Here is a 19,367-nt window from a genome sequence, read left to right as displayed (position 1 = left end):
GCCGCCCTTGTCGGTGCCGCCGATGCGGGCCAGGGTCATCAGGCTGTCCCACAGGCGTTCGCCGTTGATGCGCAGGGTTTGGGGGTTGGCAGTGGTCATGGTGAAAGAGGATGGGTTTTGAATCGTTCGCTCGAAGCGCTCAGAGCGCATCGAGCGGGAACACCGGCCGCTTCACGTGCCGGAACGGGAACAGACTGAAATCGGAGCTGGTCACGCCCGGGCTGTCGCATTCGACCAGGCCGGCCGACAGGGGCACGAACACCGGGCGGCAGTACATGCGCGACTTCAGCAGCAGAAAACGGGCCAGCAGCGGATCCAGCCCGACGCAGCTGAACACCCCGAGGTCCCAGGGCTCGTGCGGTGTTTCGGTGACGACGATCTGCGTGCTGCCGGTGTCCAGCCACACGGTGCGGCCCATGTGGCAGCGCTGGCCGGTGTAGATCGGGCCGCTGACCGTGTAGCTGCCATCGCTGATGGCGCGCACCCGGCCTTGCACCAGCACGGGGGTCTTGAGCAGGCCCAGGCCGGCCAGCGAGACCTTGTTGCCCAGCGGCACGCTGAGCTCGGCCCCCTCGCCGGCCGCGATCAGAGCGGCCACCGCCTCTGGGTCGCACAAAGGCCCCACGGTGATGCCACTCAAGCCTTGGGCCCAGGCGGCCTGCAGCACGTCCAGGGTGTCGCAGCTGCCGCCCGACATGCAGTTGTCGCCATGGTCGAGCAGCAGCACGGGCCGGGTGGCCCCCTGGGCCAGGGCCTGGGCCCGCTGCAGCGAATCGGCCAGGGGCTCGCTGTCATAGATGAAACCCTGGCGCTGGGCCCAGATCTGATCGGCCAGGCCATCCAGTGCCTGCTGGCCCTGGGCCTCGCCCTCGGCATCGAGCCGCACCGTGGCCACCACGCTGACGCAGGGCGCCGCAATGTCGGCCAGCGAGAAGCCCGCAAACACGGTCATGGCCGGCAGGCCCTGGGCCTCCAGGGCCTTGGCGCGCTCCACCGCCTGGGCCATGGCGCCGCCCAGCGTGGTGCTGCGCAGGGTGTGGCTCATCAGCGGCAGGGGGCGCCAGCGCACGCCGTAGCGCGGCACGCCCTTCAGCATGGCGAGCAACAACCGGGCCACATGGGCACCGGTCTCGTACATGTCGATGTGCGGGTAGGTCTTGAAGCCCACCATCACGTCGGCGTTGTCCACCATGCGCTCGGTGATGTTGCCGTGAAGGTCCAGCGCCACGCCAATGGGCACGCCAGGGGCGGCGGCACGCACCCGGGCCAGCAGATCGCCTTCGCCGTCAGCACTGTTTTCGGCCACCATGGCGCCGTGCAGGTCGAGCAGGATGGCGTCGCAGCCCGGGGCGGCAGCCACGATGCGGTCACACAGCTCGGTATAGGCCTGGGCCTGCACCGGCCCGCTGGGGTTGGCCGTGGCCGAGACCGGGGTGACGCACCCGGCGCCCAAGGCCTGGGCGGCGTCCAGGAACGCAGCCATCGCAGTGCGCATGCCCTGCTGGGCCTGGAGCGCCTCAGCCCCAAAGGTGGGGGCAAACGCCGCCAGGGGCGTGGGCACAGGCGAGAAGGTGTTGGTCTCGTGGTTGAGTCGGGCAATCAGCAGTTTCATGAAAGAGTCCTCATGCAAGACCCACGCCGAGGTAGCGGTCCTTGACCTCGGTGTCGGCCAGAAAGGTGGCGTTGTCGGCTTCGTAGACGATGCGCCCCTGCTCCAGGATCAGGTGGCGGTCGGCCAGTTGGGTGCAGACCTCGAGGTTTTGCTCCACCAGCAGGATGGACACGCCCTCGGCCTTGATCACCTTGAGCTGGGCCACGATCTCTTCGACGATGACGGGGGCCAGGCCCTCTACCGGCTCGTCGAGCATCAGCAGCTTGGGGTCGTTCATCAAGGCCCGGCCGATGGCCAGCATCTGCTGCTCACCGCCCGACAGCTGGGCGCCGCCGTTCTTGCGGCGCTCCTTCAGGCGCGGAAAGATGCGATAGATGTCCTGCAACTGCCAGGGTGAGTGGCGGCGCTGCCCCAACAACAGGTTCTCCTCGACCGTCAGCAGCTTGAAGATGCCGCGGTGCTCGGGCACCAGGCAGGCCCCCTGTCGGGCGATGGCATGCGGGGCCAGGCCCTGCAGCTCGTGCCCGTAAAGGCGCACAGTGCCCTGGCTGGGCCGCAACACGCCGACGATGGTCTTCAGCGTGGTGGTCTTGCCGGCCCCATTGCGGCCCAGCAAGGTGACCAGTTCGCCGCTGTTCACATGCAGGCTCACGCCCTGCAACACATGGCTTTTGCCATAGTGGGCGTGCACCTCGTTGAGCGAAAGAATCATGCCTTGCCTCCGGTGATCATGTTGCCCAGGTAGGCCGCGCGCACGCGGTCATCACTGCGGATGTCGTGCGGCAGGCCTTCGGCCAGCACCCTGCCGGCCTGCATCACGGTGACGGTGTCGGAGATGTCCATCACGATGTTCATGTTGTGCTCGATCAGCACCACGGTGTGCTCATCGCGCAGGCTCTGGATCAGGTGCTTCATCTCCTCGAGGTCGTCGATGCCCATGCCCGAGGTGGGCTCGTCCAGAAAGATCGCCTTGGGCCGGGCCGCCAGCGCCATGCCCACCTCAAGGCGACGCTGCTGGCCATGCGACAGGTTGCCTGCCGACGTGTCGGCCAGTCCTTGCAGCCCCACGCGCGCCAGCACGCGGTCCACCACCTCGGCCAGCGCCCTGGGGCCCACCGGGGCCTGCCAGCCATTGAAGGCGGCACGCGGCGTCACGCCCTGGGCCGCCAGGCGCAGGTTTTCGCGCACCGGCAGGCTCAGAAACAAGCTGGTGACCTGGAAAGAGCGGGCCATGCCGCGCTGTACGCGACGGTGGTCGGGCTCCCGGGTCACATCGTGGCCGTCGAACACAATGCGCCCGGCGCTGACCGATTTGGTACCCGTCAACAGGTGGAACAGCGTGGTCTTTCCCGCGCCATTGGGCCCGATGACCGAGTGCACGGTGTGGGCACGCACCTTGAGGTTGACGCCCCCCAGGGCAGCAAACTTGCCATAGTGTTTTTCGAGGCCACTGGCCTCCAGCAGAATCGGGGCGCTCATGCCTGCTCTCCTTGGCGGGACAGCCGCCTCCAAATGCTTTCGGCCAGGCCCCACAGGCCGCGCTGCATCCACAGACTGACGGCCATCAGGATCAGGCCCAGAACCAGCAGCCAGCGCGGCCACAGGGCCGACAGCCAGTCGCCCAGCAACAGGTAGAAGGCCGAGCCCAGCACCGAGGCCAGCAAGTTGCCGGTGCCACCGATCACGGTCATCACCAGGATCATCTCGCTGGTGTGGTGTTCGGCATTCGACAGTGGTGCCAAGCCTGTCATCATGGCGTGCAGGGCCCCAGCCAGACCGGTCACGGCGCCCGAGATCACAAAAGCCTGCAGCTTGAGCAGCTTCAGCGGGTAGCCGATGGCGCCCGCGCGCTCTTCGTTGTCTCGCACGGCCAGCAGCGTGCGGCCGAAGATCGACTGCGACACCTTGAGCAGGGCCCAGAACACCAACATGAAGAGCGCCGCCACAAAGCCATAGAACTGCCAGGGCGTGACCAGGCTCCACAGCGGCAGGCCCATCAGCGTGAGGCTGGGACGCGGGATGTCCATCAGGCCGTTGTCGCCCCCGGTGAGGCCGGTGGCGGTGTAGGCGATGAAATAGAACATCTGCGAGAAGGCCAGCGTGAGCATCACGAAATAGGTGCCCTTCTGCCGGATCGACACCCAGCCCACCACGGCCGCCCCCAGGGCGCCCACGGCCATGGCCAGCACCAGGGCCAGCGGCATGGGCAGGGGCCAGCGGGTCAGCGTGAGGGCCACCGTGTAGCTGCCCAGGCCAAAAAAGATGCCCTGGCCGAACGAAAGCAGGCCGGTGTAGCCCAGCAGCAGATTGCAGCCCATGGCGGCCAGGCCGAAGATCAGCACCTCACTGGCCAGTGAACCCGAATGCATGAGCAGCGGCATGGCCGCCACCACGGCCAGGGCCAGCCAGAACTGCAGCAGGGGCCCGCGAAGGCGCGGCCACGAGGATGGGGTTTGCTTCTTGCTCATCTCACTCACTCCTTGCGGCCCAGCAGGCCATGCGGACGCAGCAACAGCACCGCGGCCATGGCGATGTAGATCATCAGACGCGCCCCTTCGGGCCAGACCGTGCTCATCAGGCTTTGCACGACACCGATCAAAAGCCCCCCCAACAGCGCACCGCTGAAGCTGCCCATACCGCCCACCACCACGACCACAAAGGCCACCGAGAGCGCTTCGATGCCCATGAAAGGCTCGGCCCCCCGGATCGGTGCCGCCAGCACCCCGGCCAGCGCCGCCGTGGCGGCCCCCAGGCCGAACACCAGGCTGAAGATGCGATGCACATTGATGCCGAGCAGCGAGACCATCTCGGTCGACTCACTGCCGGCGCGCACGGCACTGCCCAGCCGCGTGCCCTCCAGCACCCACCACAGCAGCACGGCCAGCGCGGCGGTGAAACCGATCACGAACAGCCGGTACTTGGGGTAGACAAAGCTTCCCCACATGACCACGCCCTGCAGGGCGTCGGGCACCGCCACGCTATCGCCCAGGGGGCCCCATTGCAGGATCACCAGTTCCTGCACGGCCAGGGCCAGGCCGACGGTGACCAGGATGTGGAACTCATGGGCCTTGGCATACACATGGCGCAGCACCACCTTCTCGGTGAGCCAGCCCAGGGCCCCCACCAGCAGCGGTGCGGCCAGCAGGGTGAGCCAGTAGCTCACGCCCCAGCGCGTCATCTGGTAGCAGGCATAGGCGCCAATCAGGTAGAAGGCGCCGTGGGCGAAGTTGACGAAACGCAGCAGTCCAAACACGATGGACAAGCCCACGGCCAACAGGAAGTACAGCATGCCGATGCCGACCCCGTTGATGATCTGAAGCAGGTAGATGTTCATGCGTTGATCAGGTTGAAAGACAGGTCCGCAGGACCGCGCACGGCCCCAGGGGGCACGCGTTGCGGTCGGCGGAGAAGGGGGAGCGCGCGTGCGGCGGGGGGATCAGGCCCGTTTGCAGCCGGTCTTGTCGACCGGCAGGAAGGACTTGCCGGCGCTGAGCACGTCGACGTAGTCGTCCTTGTTCTTCATCTGGGCCTTGGCCTTGCCCTTGAGCAGGTAATAGTTCTTGAGCACCTGGTGGTCGGCCTTGCGCACTTCCTCTTCACCGGTGAGGCCGGCGTACTTGAGGCCCTCCAGCGCGGCCACCACGGCCTTGGGCTCGACCGTGCCGGCCTTCAGGATGCCGTCGATCATCAGCTTGGTGCAGATGTAGGAGCCCGCCAGGCTGTAGTTGGGGTTGATCTTGAGCTTGTCGTTGCTGCGCTTGACCAGATCGCGGTTGAGCTCGGAGTCGACGGTGTGCCAATACTGGGCGCCGAAATAGATGCCTTCGCACAGGTCGGCACCGAGTGACTCGAACTGCTCCAGGCCCGAGGCCCAGGCCACCAGGATGGTCATGTTCTTGTGCATGCCGAAGCTGATCGCCTGGCGCAGTGTGTCGGCACACTGAGCACCGAAGTTGAGCAGCAACAGCACGTCAGGCTTGGCGGCCATCGCGTTGGTGATGTAGCCGCTGAACTCCTTCTCGGCGAGCGAGTGGTAGCTGTTGCCCACGTGCTCGATGCCTTTCTCCTTGAAGATGTTCTTGGCCGCCGACAGCAGGCCGTCTCCAAACACGTACTGCGGCGTGATGGTGTACCAGCGCTTGGCCTTGGGCATCAGGTCGGTCAAGGGACGCACGGTCTGCTCGATGGCGCCATACGTGGGCACTGACCAACGGAAGGTGGCCGCATTGCAGTCCTGGCCGGTGATCTCGTCGGCACCCGCGGTGGTCACGAAGATGCCGCCGGCCTTCTCGGCCTCTTTGCCCATGGCCAGGGCCTCACCCGACAGAATGCCGCCGGCAAAGAAACGCGTGCCCTGCTGCTGGGCCGATTCCTGCACTTTGCGCACGGCGGTGGCCGGCTTGCCCTCGGTGTCCAGCACGGTGTAGGCCAGCGGCCGCTTGAGCACCGAGCCATATTGCTCGATGGCCAGGCGCATGCCCAGGTCGGCAAACTTGCCGTTGGCGGCAAACGCCCCCGACATGGGCACCGGGCAGGCAAACTGGATCGGGCCACTGGCGGCCTGGGCCAGCGCGCTGCGGCCGGCCAGCCCCAGGGAGGCAGACAGGGCGCTGAGGGCGGAGACTTGCAGAATTTGGCGACGTTGCATGAGGGGGCTCCTGGATCGGTGCGTGGACTGAATGGGGTGAAGCCGACGGAGCCGGTACCGGCCTGCAGGGGCCGGTCCGTCTCTCGCTGCTGCATTCAGTGTTGCCCGGTCGGGGGCTTCGTGCGCTTTCCAAAACTTTCATTTGGATTCAGCGCGACCTGGGGAAAGCCCTAAAAAGCTCCCTGCCCCAAAGGGGTTCAGACCAGCTCGCCCACCCGCACCGACACGGTGAACGCGTACCCGATCTGGTGCAGGGTCTTGATGGGCAAGGCCTCACCCAGCGCCTCGGTGGCCTTCTTGCGCAGGCGAGTCACCAGCAGGTTCAGGCGCTCGCTGCCGTTCTGGGCCCGAGCACCGAACAGCTTGTCGCTGAGGTCGCGCTTGGACACCGGTTGCCCCTGGGCCTGCACCAGGTGCTGCACGAACAGGAACTCGTGCGTGGTGAGGGCGAGGCTGCGGCCTTCGGGCGAGCACAGCACCCAGTCTTTCAGGGCCAGCGACCAGCTGCGCGGCAGGGCCTGCTCCGGCCGCTCGGGCGGGCTGCCCGCGGCACTTGCCCGGGGTTGCAAACGGCTGGCCGTGGCGTCGATGTTGGCCGCCAGCTCCAGCAGGTTGACGGGTTTGACCAGGTAACGATCGGCCCCGGCACGCATGCCAGCCAGGCGGTCACCCAGGGCATCGCGCGCACTGAGGATGATCACCCCCACCTCGGGTCGCGCCTTGAGCAGGCCGGCCACCGACAGGCCATCGTCGCCGGGCAGACCGATGTCGAGCAGCACCACATCAACGGGGTCGCTCATGAACTTTTTGTAAAAGGCCTCGGCACTGCCCACGCCCCAGGCCCGGTAGCCCGAGTCGAGCAGAAATTCTTCGATGCTGTGCAGCTGGTCGGCGTCGTCTTCGACGATGGCAATGCGGGGTTTGGAGTGGCTCATGTTGCGCTGATGGGGACAAGCCCGCCGGGCAGATGGACAAGGCAAAGGCCCTGCCCCGGCGGATGACGGCCCAGATGCCGATCGCGGTCGGGGCTCAGGCCAGGGCAAGCGATTTTCGAGCCAGCCCCCGGCCTCTTGCCTTGGCTGCTGATGTTGTAACAGGCATCGCAGGGCTTGCTGCGCGGGGTTTTCCCGGGGCTTGGAAGTGACTTCAGACCGGGTGAATGGCCGACCCGGGTCCGAAAGGCAGCTCGATCACGAAGCGGCTGCCCTGGGGCTGGCGGGCCTCCAGCCAGACCCGTCCGCCATGCAGTTGCGCGATGCGCCGGACCAGGGCCAGGCCCAGGCCGGCGCCAGGCTTGCCCTCGGCGCCGCGGCCACGGCGGTATTTGTCGAACACCACCTCGGCCTCTTCCGGGGGGATGCCGGGGCCCGCATCGTCGACCGCCAGGCACAGGCGATCGCCCTGCTGCCAGGCGTGCAGGGCCACCGGCGCCCCCTCGGGCGAGTACTTGAAGGCGTTGGACACCAGGTTCATCAGCATGATGCGCAGCAACACTTGGTCGCCATGCAACGCAGGCAGGCCCGACCCGACCTGCATCTGCAAGGGGTGGCCGGGCGACAACTGCAAGCCGTTGTCAAGCACCCAGGCCATCAGACCGGGGACGTCAATGGGGGTGGGCTCCAGCACGAAGCTCTCGCTGTCGATGCGGTCCTGCGTGAGGCAGTTGTCAAAAAAGTAGTTGAGGCGAATGGCCCCGCGCAGGATTCGCTCGGCCTGGGCCAGCTGGGTGGACGAATCCTTGGCACGCAGGCACATCAGCTGCGCCGTGGTGTGGATGACGGCCAGCGGTGAACGCACCTCATGCGACAGCATGGCGATGAAATGGCGCTGGTCGGTCAGGGTCTGCTCGATGGCCTGCAGGGCCTCCTTCAGCTCACGCGTGCGCAAGGTGACGGTCTGTTCCAGGTCCTGGGCGTGCTCCTGCAGGTGGCGAGCCATGTAGCGCATGGCGTCTGACAGGGCACCCAGCTCGCGGATCGGGCTGGGCGCCGGCGCGCTGGCATGCCATTCGCCGCGGGTCAGACGCCCGGCCCAGTGCCCCAGGCGGGCCAGCGGGCGCACCACGCGGTTGGCCACATGCACCGAGAACAGCAGGGCCGCCAGCATCACGGCCAGGGTCAGGTACAAGGTGTTGTGCAACACGCCGCGCAGCGGGGTGTTGAAGCGGCTCTCGGGCAGGATCACGCCCAAGGTGAGGCTGGGCCCGTTGTGCAGTGGCTGGGTCCACCAACGGGCCAGATGCTGGGTCGAGCCCACATCGATGAAGCGGTTGCCCTCGGGCTGACCGCTGGCCCGGATGGCACGGCCCACGGCCTTCAACACCGGGTCGGCACTGTCTTCGGCCTTGCGCGCCTGCAGCCCGTCGGCGGGCAGGCCGGGCTCGGGCGTGGACGAAGCCAGCAGGGCCCCATGCTCATCGGCCAGGAAGGCCTGGCCGCCAGACTCACGGGCCACCCGGGCCAGGAACTCGTTGATCTGCGACAGCGCCACATCGGCCGTGACCACGCCCACCAGGGCGCCCTGTCGGTCGCGCACCGGGGCCGATACCCCCATCCCGATGGCGGCATAGGCGCCCTGGGCATCGTTGATCAGGTAGCGGTAAGGGGCGTACCAGGCCAGGCCGTCGCGGGCCAGCGCCGACTGGAACCAGGGCCGGGTGCGGGCGTCGTAGGCGATCTCGCTGCGCGAAACAGGCACCAGGGCCCGGCTGGCCTCGTCCAGGCGCAGTACCTCCATGGCACGGCCATCGGCGATGCGCGCACGCAGCAGTTGCAAGGGGCGGTTGGCCCCGATGGGGGGCCGGCTGCCAGCGTAGTACTGGCCATCGGCCAAGCCCATCGAGATGAAGGTGAGCTGGGGCTGCTGGTCGATCTGCAGCAGAAACTGCCGCATCAAGGCCTCGGGCTGGGCATACAGCAGTTGGCCGGCCCGGGCCTGCTCGACGTTGAAGGTGACCACCCGCATGGGCACGTCGAAAAAACTGACGATCTTCTCGCGCACGCGGCTGGACACCTCGTCGGCCAGTTGCTGCGCGAACTCCTCACGCGCACTCAGGGCTGAGCGGTAGAAAAACCAGCCGCTGGCCACCACGATGGGCAACAGCACCAGCAGCAAGGCCAGGATCAGAAAGGTGCGGAAGGCAATGCGGCTGCGAAGGGACATGGCGCGAAAGTCAGGGCGCGAAGAACAGGGCGCAAAAAGGCGTCGGACGCCTCAGCGCTGCAGCGCCTTGCGGGTCATGCGATAACCCGCGGCCTGCAACTGGGCCACGGTCTCGCGCGAGAAATCGTAATCGCGGGAGGACGGGGCGTCATCGCTGTCCTCGCGCACGATGCGCGTGATGGTCATGGGGGCATCGTCACCCATCAGCTGAATGTAGCGCGGCTGATGGCGCAACCGCGCCGCGGCGTCGGGCGGCAGTTCGGCCATCAGGTCTTCCACCAGGCGCTGGTAGTCGCGGGCCTGCTCACGGGTGCGCACGTCGCTGCGCACCCGTTCTGAGTACAGGATCTCGTCGCGGCGGGCCATCACCTCACTCAGGTTACCGGGCAGGCGGCGGCGCTGGCCCGGGAACAAGTCGATGATGTAGACCTGCTTGCCCGCCGAACCGCAACGCTCGACCACGCGCTCCAGCGGCGAGTTGCTGACAATGCCGCCGTCCCAGTAATGGCGCCCATTGACTGTGGTCCAGGGGAAGGCGGGCGGCAGGCTGCCGCTGGCCAGGATGTGATCAGGCGTGAGCTCGTCGATGTAGCTGTCAAACACCACCAGCTCGCTGGTCTCCAGGTCAACCGCGCTGACCATCAGCCGCACCGGGCTGGCCTTGAGGCGACTGAAATCCACGTAGCGCGCGAGCAATGCCCGCATGGGGCTGGTGTCGTACAGGCTGGTCCAGTTCTGCGGCCACTGCGCCATGCCGAGCATGGGCTGCAGCCAGCGGGGCGTGAAGAACGGCTGCACGCCCCAGGTGGCAATCTGCTGGCAGGCCAGGGTCTGGCGCAGGGCTTCGTCGGGCACCGCCGGGGTCAAGGTCGCCAGCTCGGCCCAGAAGGCCTGCAGCGCCTCGGCCGGCCGATCGGGGTTGCCGGCGATGATGGCGCCATTGAAGGCCCCGATCGACACCCCGGCCACCACGTCGGGGCGCACGCCGGCCTCTTGCAAGGCCTGCACCGCGCCGCACTCGAAGGCCCCATAGGCCCCACCGCCCTGCAGAATCAGAAAGGTCTGATTCGGGATCTGCTGCAGCGTGAACTGCGGATCGGACAACTGCGGCTTGAGGCGGCTCAGGTTGACGCGCCGCTTGATCAGGTTTTCGACCAGCCGGGTCTCCTGCGAAGGCCGCCCCAGCGAGAACAAGGCCTGCGGCACGTCGTGGCGCAGGTAGAAAGCCGCAAACGAGCCCGCTTGCAGCGAGCCCCGGTCGATGCGCTGCAGACCGGGCTCGATCTCGCCCAGCAGGTTGAAGCTGTGCTCGAAGACCTGGCTGAAAAAGTAGCTGACCTCGTCATAAGGCAGACGCTGGCCCAGCATGTTGCGCGCCGCCAGGCGGCCTTGCTTGATGGCGTTGTCCCAGTGCTCCACCCGGTGGCGCCGGCCCAGCACCGGGTCGTCGAAGAAGGCCACATCGCCAGCGGCAAACACCCCGGGCTGGCTGGCCTGCAAAAAGCGGTCGACCACCACCCCCTCGTCAAGCTGCAGGCCGCTGCCCTCCAGAAAGCCAGTCTGGGGTTGCACCCCGGCACCGATCACCACCATGTCGCAAGCCAGCACCTGCCCGCCCTGGGTATGCACGGCCTGGACCCGGTCGCTGCCGCTGAAAAACACCGGGCTGTCACCCAGCAGCACCTGGGCGCCGCGCTCGGTGAAACAACGGTGGAAAAAATCGGACAAGGCCGGCGTGTTGAAGCGCCCAAACAAGTCGCCGCGTTCGATCAACGTGACCTCGATGCCGCGCTGGCGCAGCGAAGCAGCCACCTCCAGCCCGATGAAGCTGCCCCCGATCACCACAGCCCGGCGGGCCTGCAGCGCACTGGCCCGGAGGGCCTGGGCATCGGCCAGCGAGCGCAGGTAGTGAATGCCGGGCAGCTCCGCCCCGGGCAGTTCCAGCCGCAGGGGCCGGGCCCCGGTGGCAATCAGCAGTTGGCCGTAGGTCCATTGGGGGCCGGCCTCGGTGTGCAGCGTGCGCTGTGCCGTGTCGAGTCGACTGACGCGGCAACCCAGCACCAGCTCGATGCCCAGCGCTTGCCAGGCCCCGTCGGCCAACACGGTGCTGACGCGCGGGGGTTGGTTCAGTGTCAGGAAGCTCTTGGACAGCGGCGGCCGCTGGTAGGGCGGCTGGTCCTCGTCGCCCAGCACCACGATGCGGCCGGTGGCCCCCTCGGCCCGCAGGGTTTCGGCCGCGGTGGCACCGGCCAGGCCGGCGCCCACGATCAGGTAGTCGGCGTGCGGGTTGCTTGAGGGCGGTTTGGGAGCTCGGGTGGCTTGGGGCACAGAGGGCTTGGCAGCGCCACGTGGGGCTGGGCTCATGAACGACTCCAGAGGGCCGGGCCAGCGGTCCGGCAGAGGTTGGAAACCGGGCGAATCCGCATCACTTTGAGGCCATCCAGGCCTCGTAGCCGCCTTCGAGCGGTCGCACCGACAGGTAGCCCAGGTCCAGCAGGCGGCGTGCCGCCAGGATGGCGCCGGCATCTTGCGGGCAGGCGCACAAGGTCACGATGGGGTGGTTGCGGGGCCAGTCGCCCACAGCCTGTTCCAGCTGGCTGTGTTCGGCCACGCGGGCCCCTTCGATGGGGCCGGTCTGGGCCACCATCACGGCGCCGCGCAAGTCCAGCAACAAGGGGCGGGGCTCACGCGCCAGCGCGGCGCGCAACTCCTCGATGCCGATGCGGGGCACGGCGCTGAGGCGGCGAAAACGGTATTTCTGCCAGAACTTCCAGGCCAACCAGGCGGCGGCCAGCACCACCACCACGGTCAAGGCCTCGGCGGTGTTGCGCTCGAGCGCCGCAATCACCTGGCGCACGGTGTCGCGCAGCAGCCAGCCTGCCCCCAGCGCCAGGCCGGCCCACAGGCCCCCGCCGGTACCGGCAGCCATCAGAAAACTGGGCTGGTGCATGCGCAGGGCCCCCGCAATCGGTGGCGCCACGGTCGAAAAACCAGGCACGAACTTGGCCACCACCAGCGAGGCCGGCCCCCAACGCAGAAAGCGCGCCTCGGTCTGGCTGACGCAGGACGAGGGATTGATCGACAGCTTGCACAGGCCCGACAGCACCCGGTAGCCAAAGCGCTTGCCCGCGTGGTACCAGCCCCAATCGGCCAGCACGGAGGCCAGCATGGCGCCGGCCGCCAGTTTGCCCAGCGCCCCCGGCGTGGCGGCCAGGCTGCCCGCCAGCAGCAGGGTGGGCACCGCCGGCACCGGCAAGCCCAGTTGCTGCAGCAGCACGTTGAGAAACACCACGCCGAGCGCGTCGTGCTCCAGGGTTTGGCTGAGCTGCTGAAGGTCCATGGCGGAAAGGGTTGGGGAGTGGAGAGGCCGCTGGGCCTCAAACCGGCCCGCCCATCAGTTTAGCCCCAGGCTTCGAAGCACCGGGCCGCGGATGGGCCATGTCCCTCAGGCCTGCGAAGCTCGGTGCGCACAGTTTGCTGATCCAGGTGGGGTACCTCATGCGTCACGCTGAGCAGGTCCAGGCTTCTCGCAGCATGTCTAGAGGCTCTCAGAGGTACTCATCTTTCAAGCTTGCAGCGTCCTCGACCAGTTGCGTCAGCCGCCGGGCCTGTTCAGTGATGTAGCCAGCCAGGCCCTGCACAAACGCCCGTTCGGACTCGTCTTCATAGTCGGTACCCTGGGCCTGAGCCGCCGCCTCGGTGACGGCCAGCTTGGCCAGTCGCTGGCCTTCGCGGCGCATCAGCTTGCGGCTGATGCCACAGCGCGCCGCGAAATCCGCCAGGGCGAAGGGCGACACCTCGGCATGGCTGAACACATCGCCAAAGGCCATGGCCAACTCGGTGTCCAATCCGTCGTACTGCAGAACGCTCACCAGGTCGTACCAGGGTGCAGGTTCCAGCAGGCCGCCGGGGTGGACGAAAAATGAGAAGTTCTTGCCGTGCGCATCGCTGTTGCCAATCAGAAACTGAAAGAGGGCCCAGCGCAGCAGGGCCAGGCGCGCCGCAGCCGTGTTGGCTGCCAGCCCAGCGCAGCCGAACAGACGTTCAAAGCTCATGCCGTCGCGGATGTGTTGGACTGCAGGCGCGTTGCCCAAATACCGCTCATATTTGTAGGCCACCGGCAGGTCGCAAGCCTGGCAGGCATCGATGATGTGCCGACGGTGAACCCTGGGTGGGCCGTGATCGACTTCTACAGCACGGTCGAAGCGCCGAACGACCAGCACGGGTCGGGGCGTGCGCAGCAGCCCCACCTCGGCAGCCGGCAGGCCCATGCGGCGGGCGAGCGACATGCAAAAGTGCTCATTGACCGCCAGGTGCGGCGTTTTCGGATTGCCGGTGTCGGGCTTAAGGATGTGCGTCGACGCCAGGCCCGGCCCATCCACCAGGAACAGCCGCCCGCCATCATTCAGGGGTCGATCGAGATAGACCAAGAGCTTGTCCTGCAGGCCAGCCACCGACATGCGTACCCGGCCATCCCACACCGTCAGCGGCAGGTGGTCTCGCTCGCCGATGCGTTGTTCGAGTTCCTGGCGGGAGACTTCCCGCAGCACGGGTTCGCCCACCGGCAGCGCTGCCTCTGCATCGCCTGTGAAGCGCAAAGCGCCCGCGGTCTCGGCACCCAGTGCCCAGATCAGGCCAAAGAGGTTGGTCCTGTCCAGGCCGTTGTAGGCCACGGCCACATCCAACGCCCGACCTTCAGGCAACAGATGCTCGATGAAGCGTTTGATGGACGCAGAGGGCAGGTCAGCCGGCTGACGCGTCAGGGGCAGGGCCGGTGACAGGGGATAGGACTGGGCGTCAGAGACCCAGTGCCCGGCATAGCTCAAGCGCCAGCGGTCGTCCCGCCCCTCGTGTTCGAGGGTGGCGATTCGGTTCTGTTCGGCCCAGACGTTAAGTGCGTGGGTCATGACAGCCGCCTCATGCCTTGCCAGTGCTGAGCGGCTCCGATGCGTGAGCGCCGGCGGCCTCGCGGGCCCAGGGGTGCTCCTTGGGCAGCACCACCAGCGCCAGGCCGAGGCCATCGAGCACGGTCAGTGCCTTGTCCAGGCGCACCGACCCTTGGCCATTCTCGAGGCGAGACATGAGGTCCACTGAGACGCCAAGCAGCTCTGCGGCATCATCGATGCGAAGTGACTGCGACTTGCGTCGCTCACGCACGACCGGTCCCAACTCAGGGGCGGACATCAGTCGGGTGGGACTGCGGCTGGACGCATCACTCATTTCGGAATCTCCGGCAAAAGCCCCTTCAAGTGGACTCTGCAGTGAATATTTCTGCTATTCCGAAATATTAGGTGTATTTCTCGATTTTCACCAGTAGTTTCGGAAATTCAGAAATCACGAATTCCGATCGTCAACAAGAACAACTATTTCTGTTTCTCCGAAATCACCGCAGGGGTGTGGGTGGCAGCGCCGCCCCTCACGCGCCCATCGGCAATGCTTTCTCCAACATGGTGTAGTGCAGCGGCAGCCCTGTCGGCGGCGTGAAGCTGACCGGGAAGCGCCCGCTGACGGTGTAGCCCATGGCTTGCCAGAAACCGGCCACGTCCGTATCGGGTGGGTAGACCTTCAGCCGAATTCGGCGGGTCAGCGTCGACGCGATGGCCTCGAGTTGTTGCACGGCCTGCCGCGCCAGACCCGCACCTCGGAAACGTTCATCGATCACCAGAAAGTGGATGTACGCCCCGTCCCAATGGGCATAACCCAGGCCCAGTGTGATGAAGCCCACCGTTTTGCTGACGCCGTTGTGGAGATCGATGGCATAGACACGGTGCTCTGAAGCGTCGACATCGCGGTGCAGCAACTCAAAGAGTTGCGCGCCTTCAATGCCCACCAGGCGGTGACCAAATGACTCTTCAACATAACGCCGGGCATGGTTCAGCACCCCTTGCAAAAGCGCCTGGCCTGCCGCGTTCTCTTCAACCTGGGTCAACCCAATGTGTTGCACTACCACCTCGTCTCCTGCTCGCGATTCTTTCTGTTGCAAGGCATGCTAGGCTGGACCGGCGGGTGGTTCGCAAAGGCAGCAAATACATTTGTTACAAAGCATTTCTGCGATGAGAATCGATGACATAGCCCCGATTTGGGGCAGCGCCACACCATCACATCTGATCACTTCAATGGATTCATGACATGACTTTGCGCATCGTGAAGCTCGGCAGCCCCCGGACCGCGGACGAAGGCACCCGCATCGGCACGGTGCGGCGGCCCCCGCGGGGCGTGCCCAAGACAGAATTCGCCAGCCAGAACTGGTACGACGTCTGGTACCCCAACCTGTCCCCGACCCCCGAGACCATGAAGCTGGGCCAGGAGGCCGACACGCCGGCCCGGTGGCAGGCTTTTGAGCGCCAGTTCCGCAAGGAGATGGCCCAGCCCGAGGCCAGCCGCAGCCTGGACGTGCTGGCCGCCCTGTCCCACCACAGCAATTTCTCGCTAGGCTGCTATTGCGAGGATGAGGCCCGCTGCCACCGCTCGGTGCTGCGCGCCTTGCTGCTCGAAAAGGGCGCAGAGCTTGCGCCCTGAACTTCAGTGCAGGCTTGGCTGTGTCAATCCATGTGATGATCCAGGGCTGCAACCCCAATGGAGAGCCTGATGGCCAACTCACCCGATAACCTCAGCATGGCGCTGTTCTGTGATTTCGAAAACGTGGCGCTGGGCGTGCGTGACGCCAACTACGAAAAGTTCGACATCAAGCCCGTGCTCGAACGGCTGCTGCTCAAGGGCAGCATCGTGGTCAAGAAGGCCTATTGCGACTGGGACCGTTACAAGGGCTTCAAGGCCACCATGCACGAGGCGAATTTCGAACTGATCGAGATCCCGCATGTGCGCCAGTCCGGCAAGAACTCGGCCGACATCCGCATGGTGGTCGATGCCCTCGACCTGTGCTACACCAAGTCGCATGTGAACACCTTCGTGATCATCAGCGGCGACTCTGATTTTTCACCCCTGGTGTCCAAGCTGCGCGAGAACAACAAGCAGGTGATCGGCGTGGGCGTGAAGCAGTCGACTTCCGACCTGCTGATTGCCAACTGCGATGAATTCATCTTCTACGACGACCTGGTGCGTGAAAAACAGCGCGCCCTGGCCCGCCGCCAGCAGCCCGCCGATGCGCCGCAGCAAGCCCGCCGCACCCCGGAAGAGGAGCGCAAGCGCAAGGAAGCCAGCGACGCCCGGCGCAGCGAAGCGCTGGAGCTGGCTGTGGAGACCTTCGACGCCCTCATGGCCGAGCGCGGCGACAGCGGCAAGATCTGGGCCTCGGTGCTCAAGGAGGCCATCAAGCGCCGCCGCCCCGATTTCAATGAAAACTACTTTGGCTTTCGCACCTTCGGCAACCTGCTCGAAGAGGCCCACAACCGGGGCCTGATGGAGTTTGGCCGCGACGACAAGTCGGGCGCCTATGTGTTCCGCAGCAGTGGCGGCAGCAGCGCAGGCACAGCACCCTCGCAAACCTCCGGTTCCCAAGCCTTCAATTCGCAGGCCCCTGCCACCCAGGCGCCCCGCGCCGAGCAGCCCTATGAACGCCCGGTGTCGCGTTACTTCCCGCCGGAAGCATTCGCACCGGCCGCCGCCCCCACACCGGTCCCCGCCCCCGTGGCAGTCGCAGACCCGGTGGCGGATGCCCCAGAGGTCGAAGCCGAGAACGACGAGCAACCCCCAGCCAGTTATGGCCGCTCACGGGGCGGCCGCCGGGGTGGCCAACGTGACGGACGTGAAGGCCGTGAAGGCCGTGACAACCGCGACGGTCGGGACAGCCGGGACGGGCGAGAAAACCGCTCCGAAGCCGGTGCACCGCGTGGCGAGGGCCAGCCAGCCCAACAGCCCCCTCGCAGCCAGGGCCAGAACCCGCCAGCGCTGCCAGAGCATGACAGCGCCATTGCGGCGGCCGCCGCCGAGGCCGAAGCCCGGGCGCGCGCCCGCAAGGCCCGCGAACTGCGCGAGCGCCAGGAACAGGCGGCGGCCACAAGCCGCCGTACCGCAACTCCGACGCCCGAAGAAAACGATGCGCCAGCAGGGCTGCCCCCGGCCCCGGTGAACGAGCAGACCAGTGCCGCCCCCACCAATGAGGGCGCAACACCCGACGCCACCGCAGAAGACACCTCGACCCAGGCCTCGCCACGCCGCCGCAGCCGCGGTGGCCGCTCGGGCGCCAAGGCCCGCGCCCAGGCCAACGAAGCGCAGGCTGAGTTGCCCAATGACACGGTCGGCGCGCCGGTCGAAGCCGCCGAACCAGCAGCCACCGTCGTTGTGGCGTCGCCCGAGGCCACCCCGATCGATGCCGCGTCCGTGGACACGGCAGCGCCGGCGGCCAAAAAGGCCCGTCGCCCACGCGCTGCGGCCAAAAAGGCAGGCTGAGGCCTTCTTCAGCCTCTGGGCGACACCGGCTCGGCAAAGGCCGCGTCGGCCACCACCTCGCCGAGGCATTGGACAAAGCTCGCAGCCGCGGGTGACAGCTCTTTGCCAAGCTGGCTGTAGACACAGACCTCGCGGTAGAAGGCGGGCTCTTGCAGCGCCAGCATCTGCAGGCCATAGGCCTTCACCAGCGGCGCGGCATAGGTGGGACACAGGGTGACCCCCATGCCGGCTGAGACCAGGCCAAACGCGGTCGTGAAGTACGAGGTCTCCTGCCAGGGGTTCATCAGCAGGGCCTCGCTGTAGGCGCCCAGGCTGGCTTTCATGCGCGCAATGAAGTCGCGTGTGGGGGCGATGAAATGGCAGGCATCCAGGTCCTGCCAGCGCAACGGGTCTTGCGCGCACAGGGGATCGTCGGTGCGGCAGATCAGCCAATGCCGGTCCCTCAGAAACGGGTAGCGCCGCAAGCCGGCGTCGTCCAGCACGCCATCCGGACCGATGGCCAGTTCAACTTCACCGGCCTGCAGCCGCTCCATCAAGTGCTCAGGCAAGGTGTCCTGCAGGCGGATGTCCACGCCCGGATACTGCCGCCGGTATACCGCCAACACCCGGGGCACCAGGGTGCAGGCCATCAGTTGGGGCGCTGCCACGCGCAACACGCCTCGGCGTTTGTCGCGCAAGTCGATCATGCTGCCCACCGCCACGCTGAGCTCATTGAGCATGCGGCGCACATGCGGGTAGAAATCTCGCCCCGCCTCCGACAGCTCCACCCGCCGGGTATGGCGGTCAAACAACGACAGGCCGAGTTCGCGCTCCATGTCGCGCACCAGCACGCTCAGGGCCGACTGGGTCAGGAACAGGCGCTGAGCCGCTTTGGTGAAGCTGCCTTCGGCCGCCACCGCCTCGAACGCCCGCAACTGCCTGAGGCTCAGATTTCCATTCATATGAATCCTTCATCAATCGATGAAATTTTTTCGTTTGAATGATAAGACAGCTCTCGATGTAATGCGGTCCTCACCTCAAGGCCGCCCCATGACCGTCCCTGTCACCAACCCCATCACTGCATCGGAACCTGCCGGTTTCGTCCCCATCCGATCGCTGCATCACTTCGCCTGGCGCTGCCGGGATTGCGAAGAGACGCGCCATTTCTACGAAGACCTGCTGGGCCTGCCCCTGGTACACGTGATCAAGAGCGACGTGGTGCCCAGCACCGGCGAGTACTGCCCTTACGTGCACATCTTTTTCCAGATGCGTGACGGCTCGTACATCGCCTTCTTCGACCTGGGCGACGACACAACCGCCCAGCCCTCGCCCAACACGCCGGCCTGGGTCAATCACCTGGCCCTGCGCGTCGACTCGGTGGCCGAGTTGGAGCAAGCCAAGGCCCGGCTGCAGGCCGCCGGCGTCGAGGTGCTGGGCGTGACGGACCACCACATCATCCGCTCGATCTATTTCTTCGACCCCAACGGCATCCGCCTTGAACTCACCACCCCCACGGTGGACATGGCCGAAATGAACCAGTTGGCCAGGCAGGCCCATCAAGAGGTCCGTGAGTGGACGGCCTTCAAGGCCCGTCGCAAGGCCAGCCACTGACAGGAC

The 19,367-nt window shown here is 66.4% G+C and carries 17 protein-coding genes; 3 read left to right on the top strand and 14 right to left on the bottom strand.

Going from position 1 to position 19,367, the window contains the following annotated elements; all coding sequences use genetic code 11:
- Positions 1-139: 139 nt before the first annotated feature.
- From AC3WUT_RS25245 to AC3WUT_RS25185, 13 genes are all read right to left on the bottom strand, one after another.
- Positions 140-1,612, bottom strand: a complete 1,473-nt coding sequence (locus AC3WUT_RS25245; protein ID WP_492349820.1) for a M81 family metallopeptidase — start codon at positions 1,610-1,612, stop codon at positions 140-142.
- A gap of 10 nt (positions 1,613-1,622) precedes the next feature.
- The gene (locus tag AC3WUT_RS25240) at positions 1,623-2,324 is read right to left on the bottom strand and encodes an ABC transporter ATP-binding protein (protein ID WP_492349819.1); all 702 of its coding nucleotides are present in this window, start codon (positions 2,322-2,324) and stop codon (positions 1,623-1,625) included.
- Complete coding sequence (locus AC3WUT_RS25235; protein ID WP_492349818.1) at positions 2,321-3,091, bottom strand: ABC transporter ATP-binding protein; 771 nt, start codon at positions 3,089-3,091, stop codon at positions 2,321-2,323. Before AC3WUT_RS25235 ends, AC3WUT_RS25240 begins: the two co-directional genes overlap by 4 nt.
- Entirely contained in the window at positions 3,088-3,993 is a 906-nt protein-coding gene (locus AC3WUT_RS25230; protein ID WP_492349822.1) for a branched-chain amino acid ABC transporter permease, read from the bottom strand. Before AC3WUT_RS25230 ends, AC3WUT_RS25235 begins: the two co-directional genes overlap by 4 nt.
- Before the next feature lie 92 nt (positions 3,994-4,085).
- Positions 4,086-4,946, bottom strand: coding sequence for a branched-chain amino acid ABC transporter permease (locus AC3WUT_RS25225; RefSeq protein WP_492349817.1), 861 nt, complete (start codon positions 4,944-4,946; stop codon positions 4,086-4,088).
- 102 nt (positions 4,947-5,048) lie between these two features.
- On the bottom strand, positions 5,049-6,260 hold the full coding sequence (locus AC3WUT_RS25220) for an ABC transporter substrate-binding protein (protein ID WP_492349816.1): 1,212 nt from the start codon (positions 6,258-6,260) through the stop codon (positions 5,049-5,051).
- A 197-nt stretch (positions 6,261-6,457) separates the two neighbouring features.
- Complete coding sequence (locus AC3WUT_RS25215; RefSeq protein WP_492349815.1) at positions 6,458-7,195, bottom strand: response regulator transcription factor; 738 nt, start codon at positions 7,193-7,195, stop codon at positions 6,458-6,460.
- A 211-nt stretch (positions 7,196-7,406) separates the two neighbouring features.
- Positions 7,407-9,422, bottom strand: a complete 2,016-nt coding sequence (locus AC3WUT_RS25210) for a cache domain-containing sensor histidine kinase (protein ID WP_492349814.1) — start codon at positions 9,420-9,422, stop codon at positions 7,407-7,409.
- 51 nt (positions 9,423-9,473) lie between these two features.
- Positions 9,474-11,786, bottom strand: a complete 2,313-nt coding sequence (locus AC3WUT_RS25205) for an FAD-dependent oxidoreductase (protein WP_492349813.1) — start codon at positions 11,784-11,786, stop codon at positions 9,474-9,476.
- Between the two features lie 61 nt (positions 11,787-11,847).
- The gene (locus AC3WUT_RS25200) at positions 11,848-12,762 is read right to left on the bottom strand and encodes a VTT domain-containing protein (protein ID WP_492349812.1); all 915 of its coding nucleotides are present in this window, start codon (positions 12,760-12,762) and stop codon (positions 11,848-11,850) included.
- 208 nt (positions 12,763-12,970) lie between these two features.
- On the bottom strand, positions 12,971-14,329 hold the full coding sequence (locus AC3WUT_RS25195) for a HipA domain-containing protein (RefSeq protein WP_492349811.1): 1,359 nt from the start codon (positions 14,327-14,329) through the stop codon (positions 12,971-12,973).
- Positions 14,330-14,339: 10 nt separating this feature from the next.
- On the bottom strand, positions 14,340-14,642 hold the full coding sequence (locus AC3WUT_RS25190; RefSeq protein ID WP_492349810.1) for a helix-turn-helix domain-containing protein: 303 nt from the start codon (positions 14,640-14,642) through the stop codon (positions 14,340-14,342).
- A 196-nt stretch (positions 14,643-14,838) separates the two neighbouring features.
- Positions 14,839-15,372 (bottom strand): GNAT family N-acetyltransferase, encoded by a 534-nt coding sequence (locus AC3WUT_RS25185; RefSeq protein WP_492349809.1) that lies wholly within the window; start codon positions 15,370-15,372, stop codon positions 14,839-14,841.
- A 179-nt stretch (positions 15,373-15,551) separates the two neighbouring features.
- Here AC3WUT_RS25185 and AC3WUT_RS25180 point away from each other — a divergent pair, with 179 nt between their 5' ends.
- The gene (locus tag AC3WUT_RS25180; protein ID WP_492349808.1) at positions 15,552-15,941 is read left to right on the top strand and encodes a DUF488 domain-containing protein; all 390 of its coding nucleotides are present in this window, start codon (positions 15,552-15,554) and stop codon (positions 15,939-15,941) included.
- A gap of 69 nt (positions 15,942-16,010) precedes the next feature.
- Positions 16,011-17,771, top strand: a complete 1,761-nt coding sequence (locus tag AC3WUT_RS25175) for an NYN domain-containing protein (protein ID WP_492349807.1) — start codon at positions 16,011-16,013, stop codon at positions 17,769-17,771.
- Positions 17,772-17,779: 8 nt separating this feature from the next.
- On the opposite strand, the gene AC3WUT_RS25170 is transcribed toward AC3WUT_RS25175, so the two are convergent.
- Positions 17,780-18,712: a LysR family transcriptional regulator gene (locus AC3WUT_RS25170; RefSeq protein WP_492349806.1), complete on the bottom strand. Its 933-nt coding sequence runs from the start codon at positions 18,710-18,712 to the stop codon at positions 17,780-17,782.
- A gap of 88 nt (positions 18,713-18,800) precedes the next feature.
- Between AC3WUT_RS25170 and AC3WUT_RS25165 the strand changes: the two genes are divergently transcribed.
- Positions 18,801-19,361 (top strand): VOC family protein, encoded by a 561-nt coding sequence (locus AC3WUT_RS25165; protein ID WP_492349805.1) that lies wholly within the window; start codon positions 18,801-18,803, stop codon positions 19,359-19,361.
- Positions 19,362-19,367 lie beyond the last annotated feature (6 nt).

Source organism: Curvibacter sp. EU05-FHT14A10, from assembly GCF_058791075.1.
The sequence above is the reverse complement of the archived record's forward strand: the minus strand, read 5'-3'. Positions and strand labels throughout refer to the sequence as shown.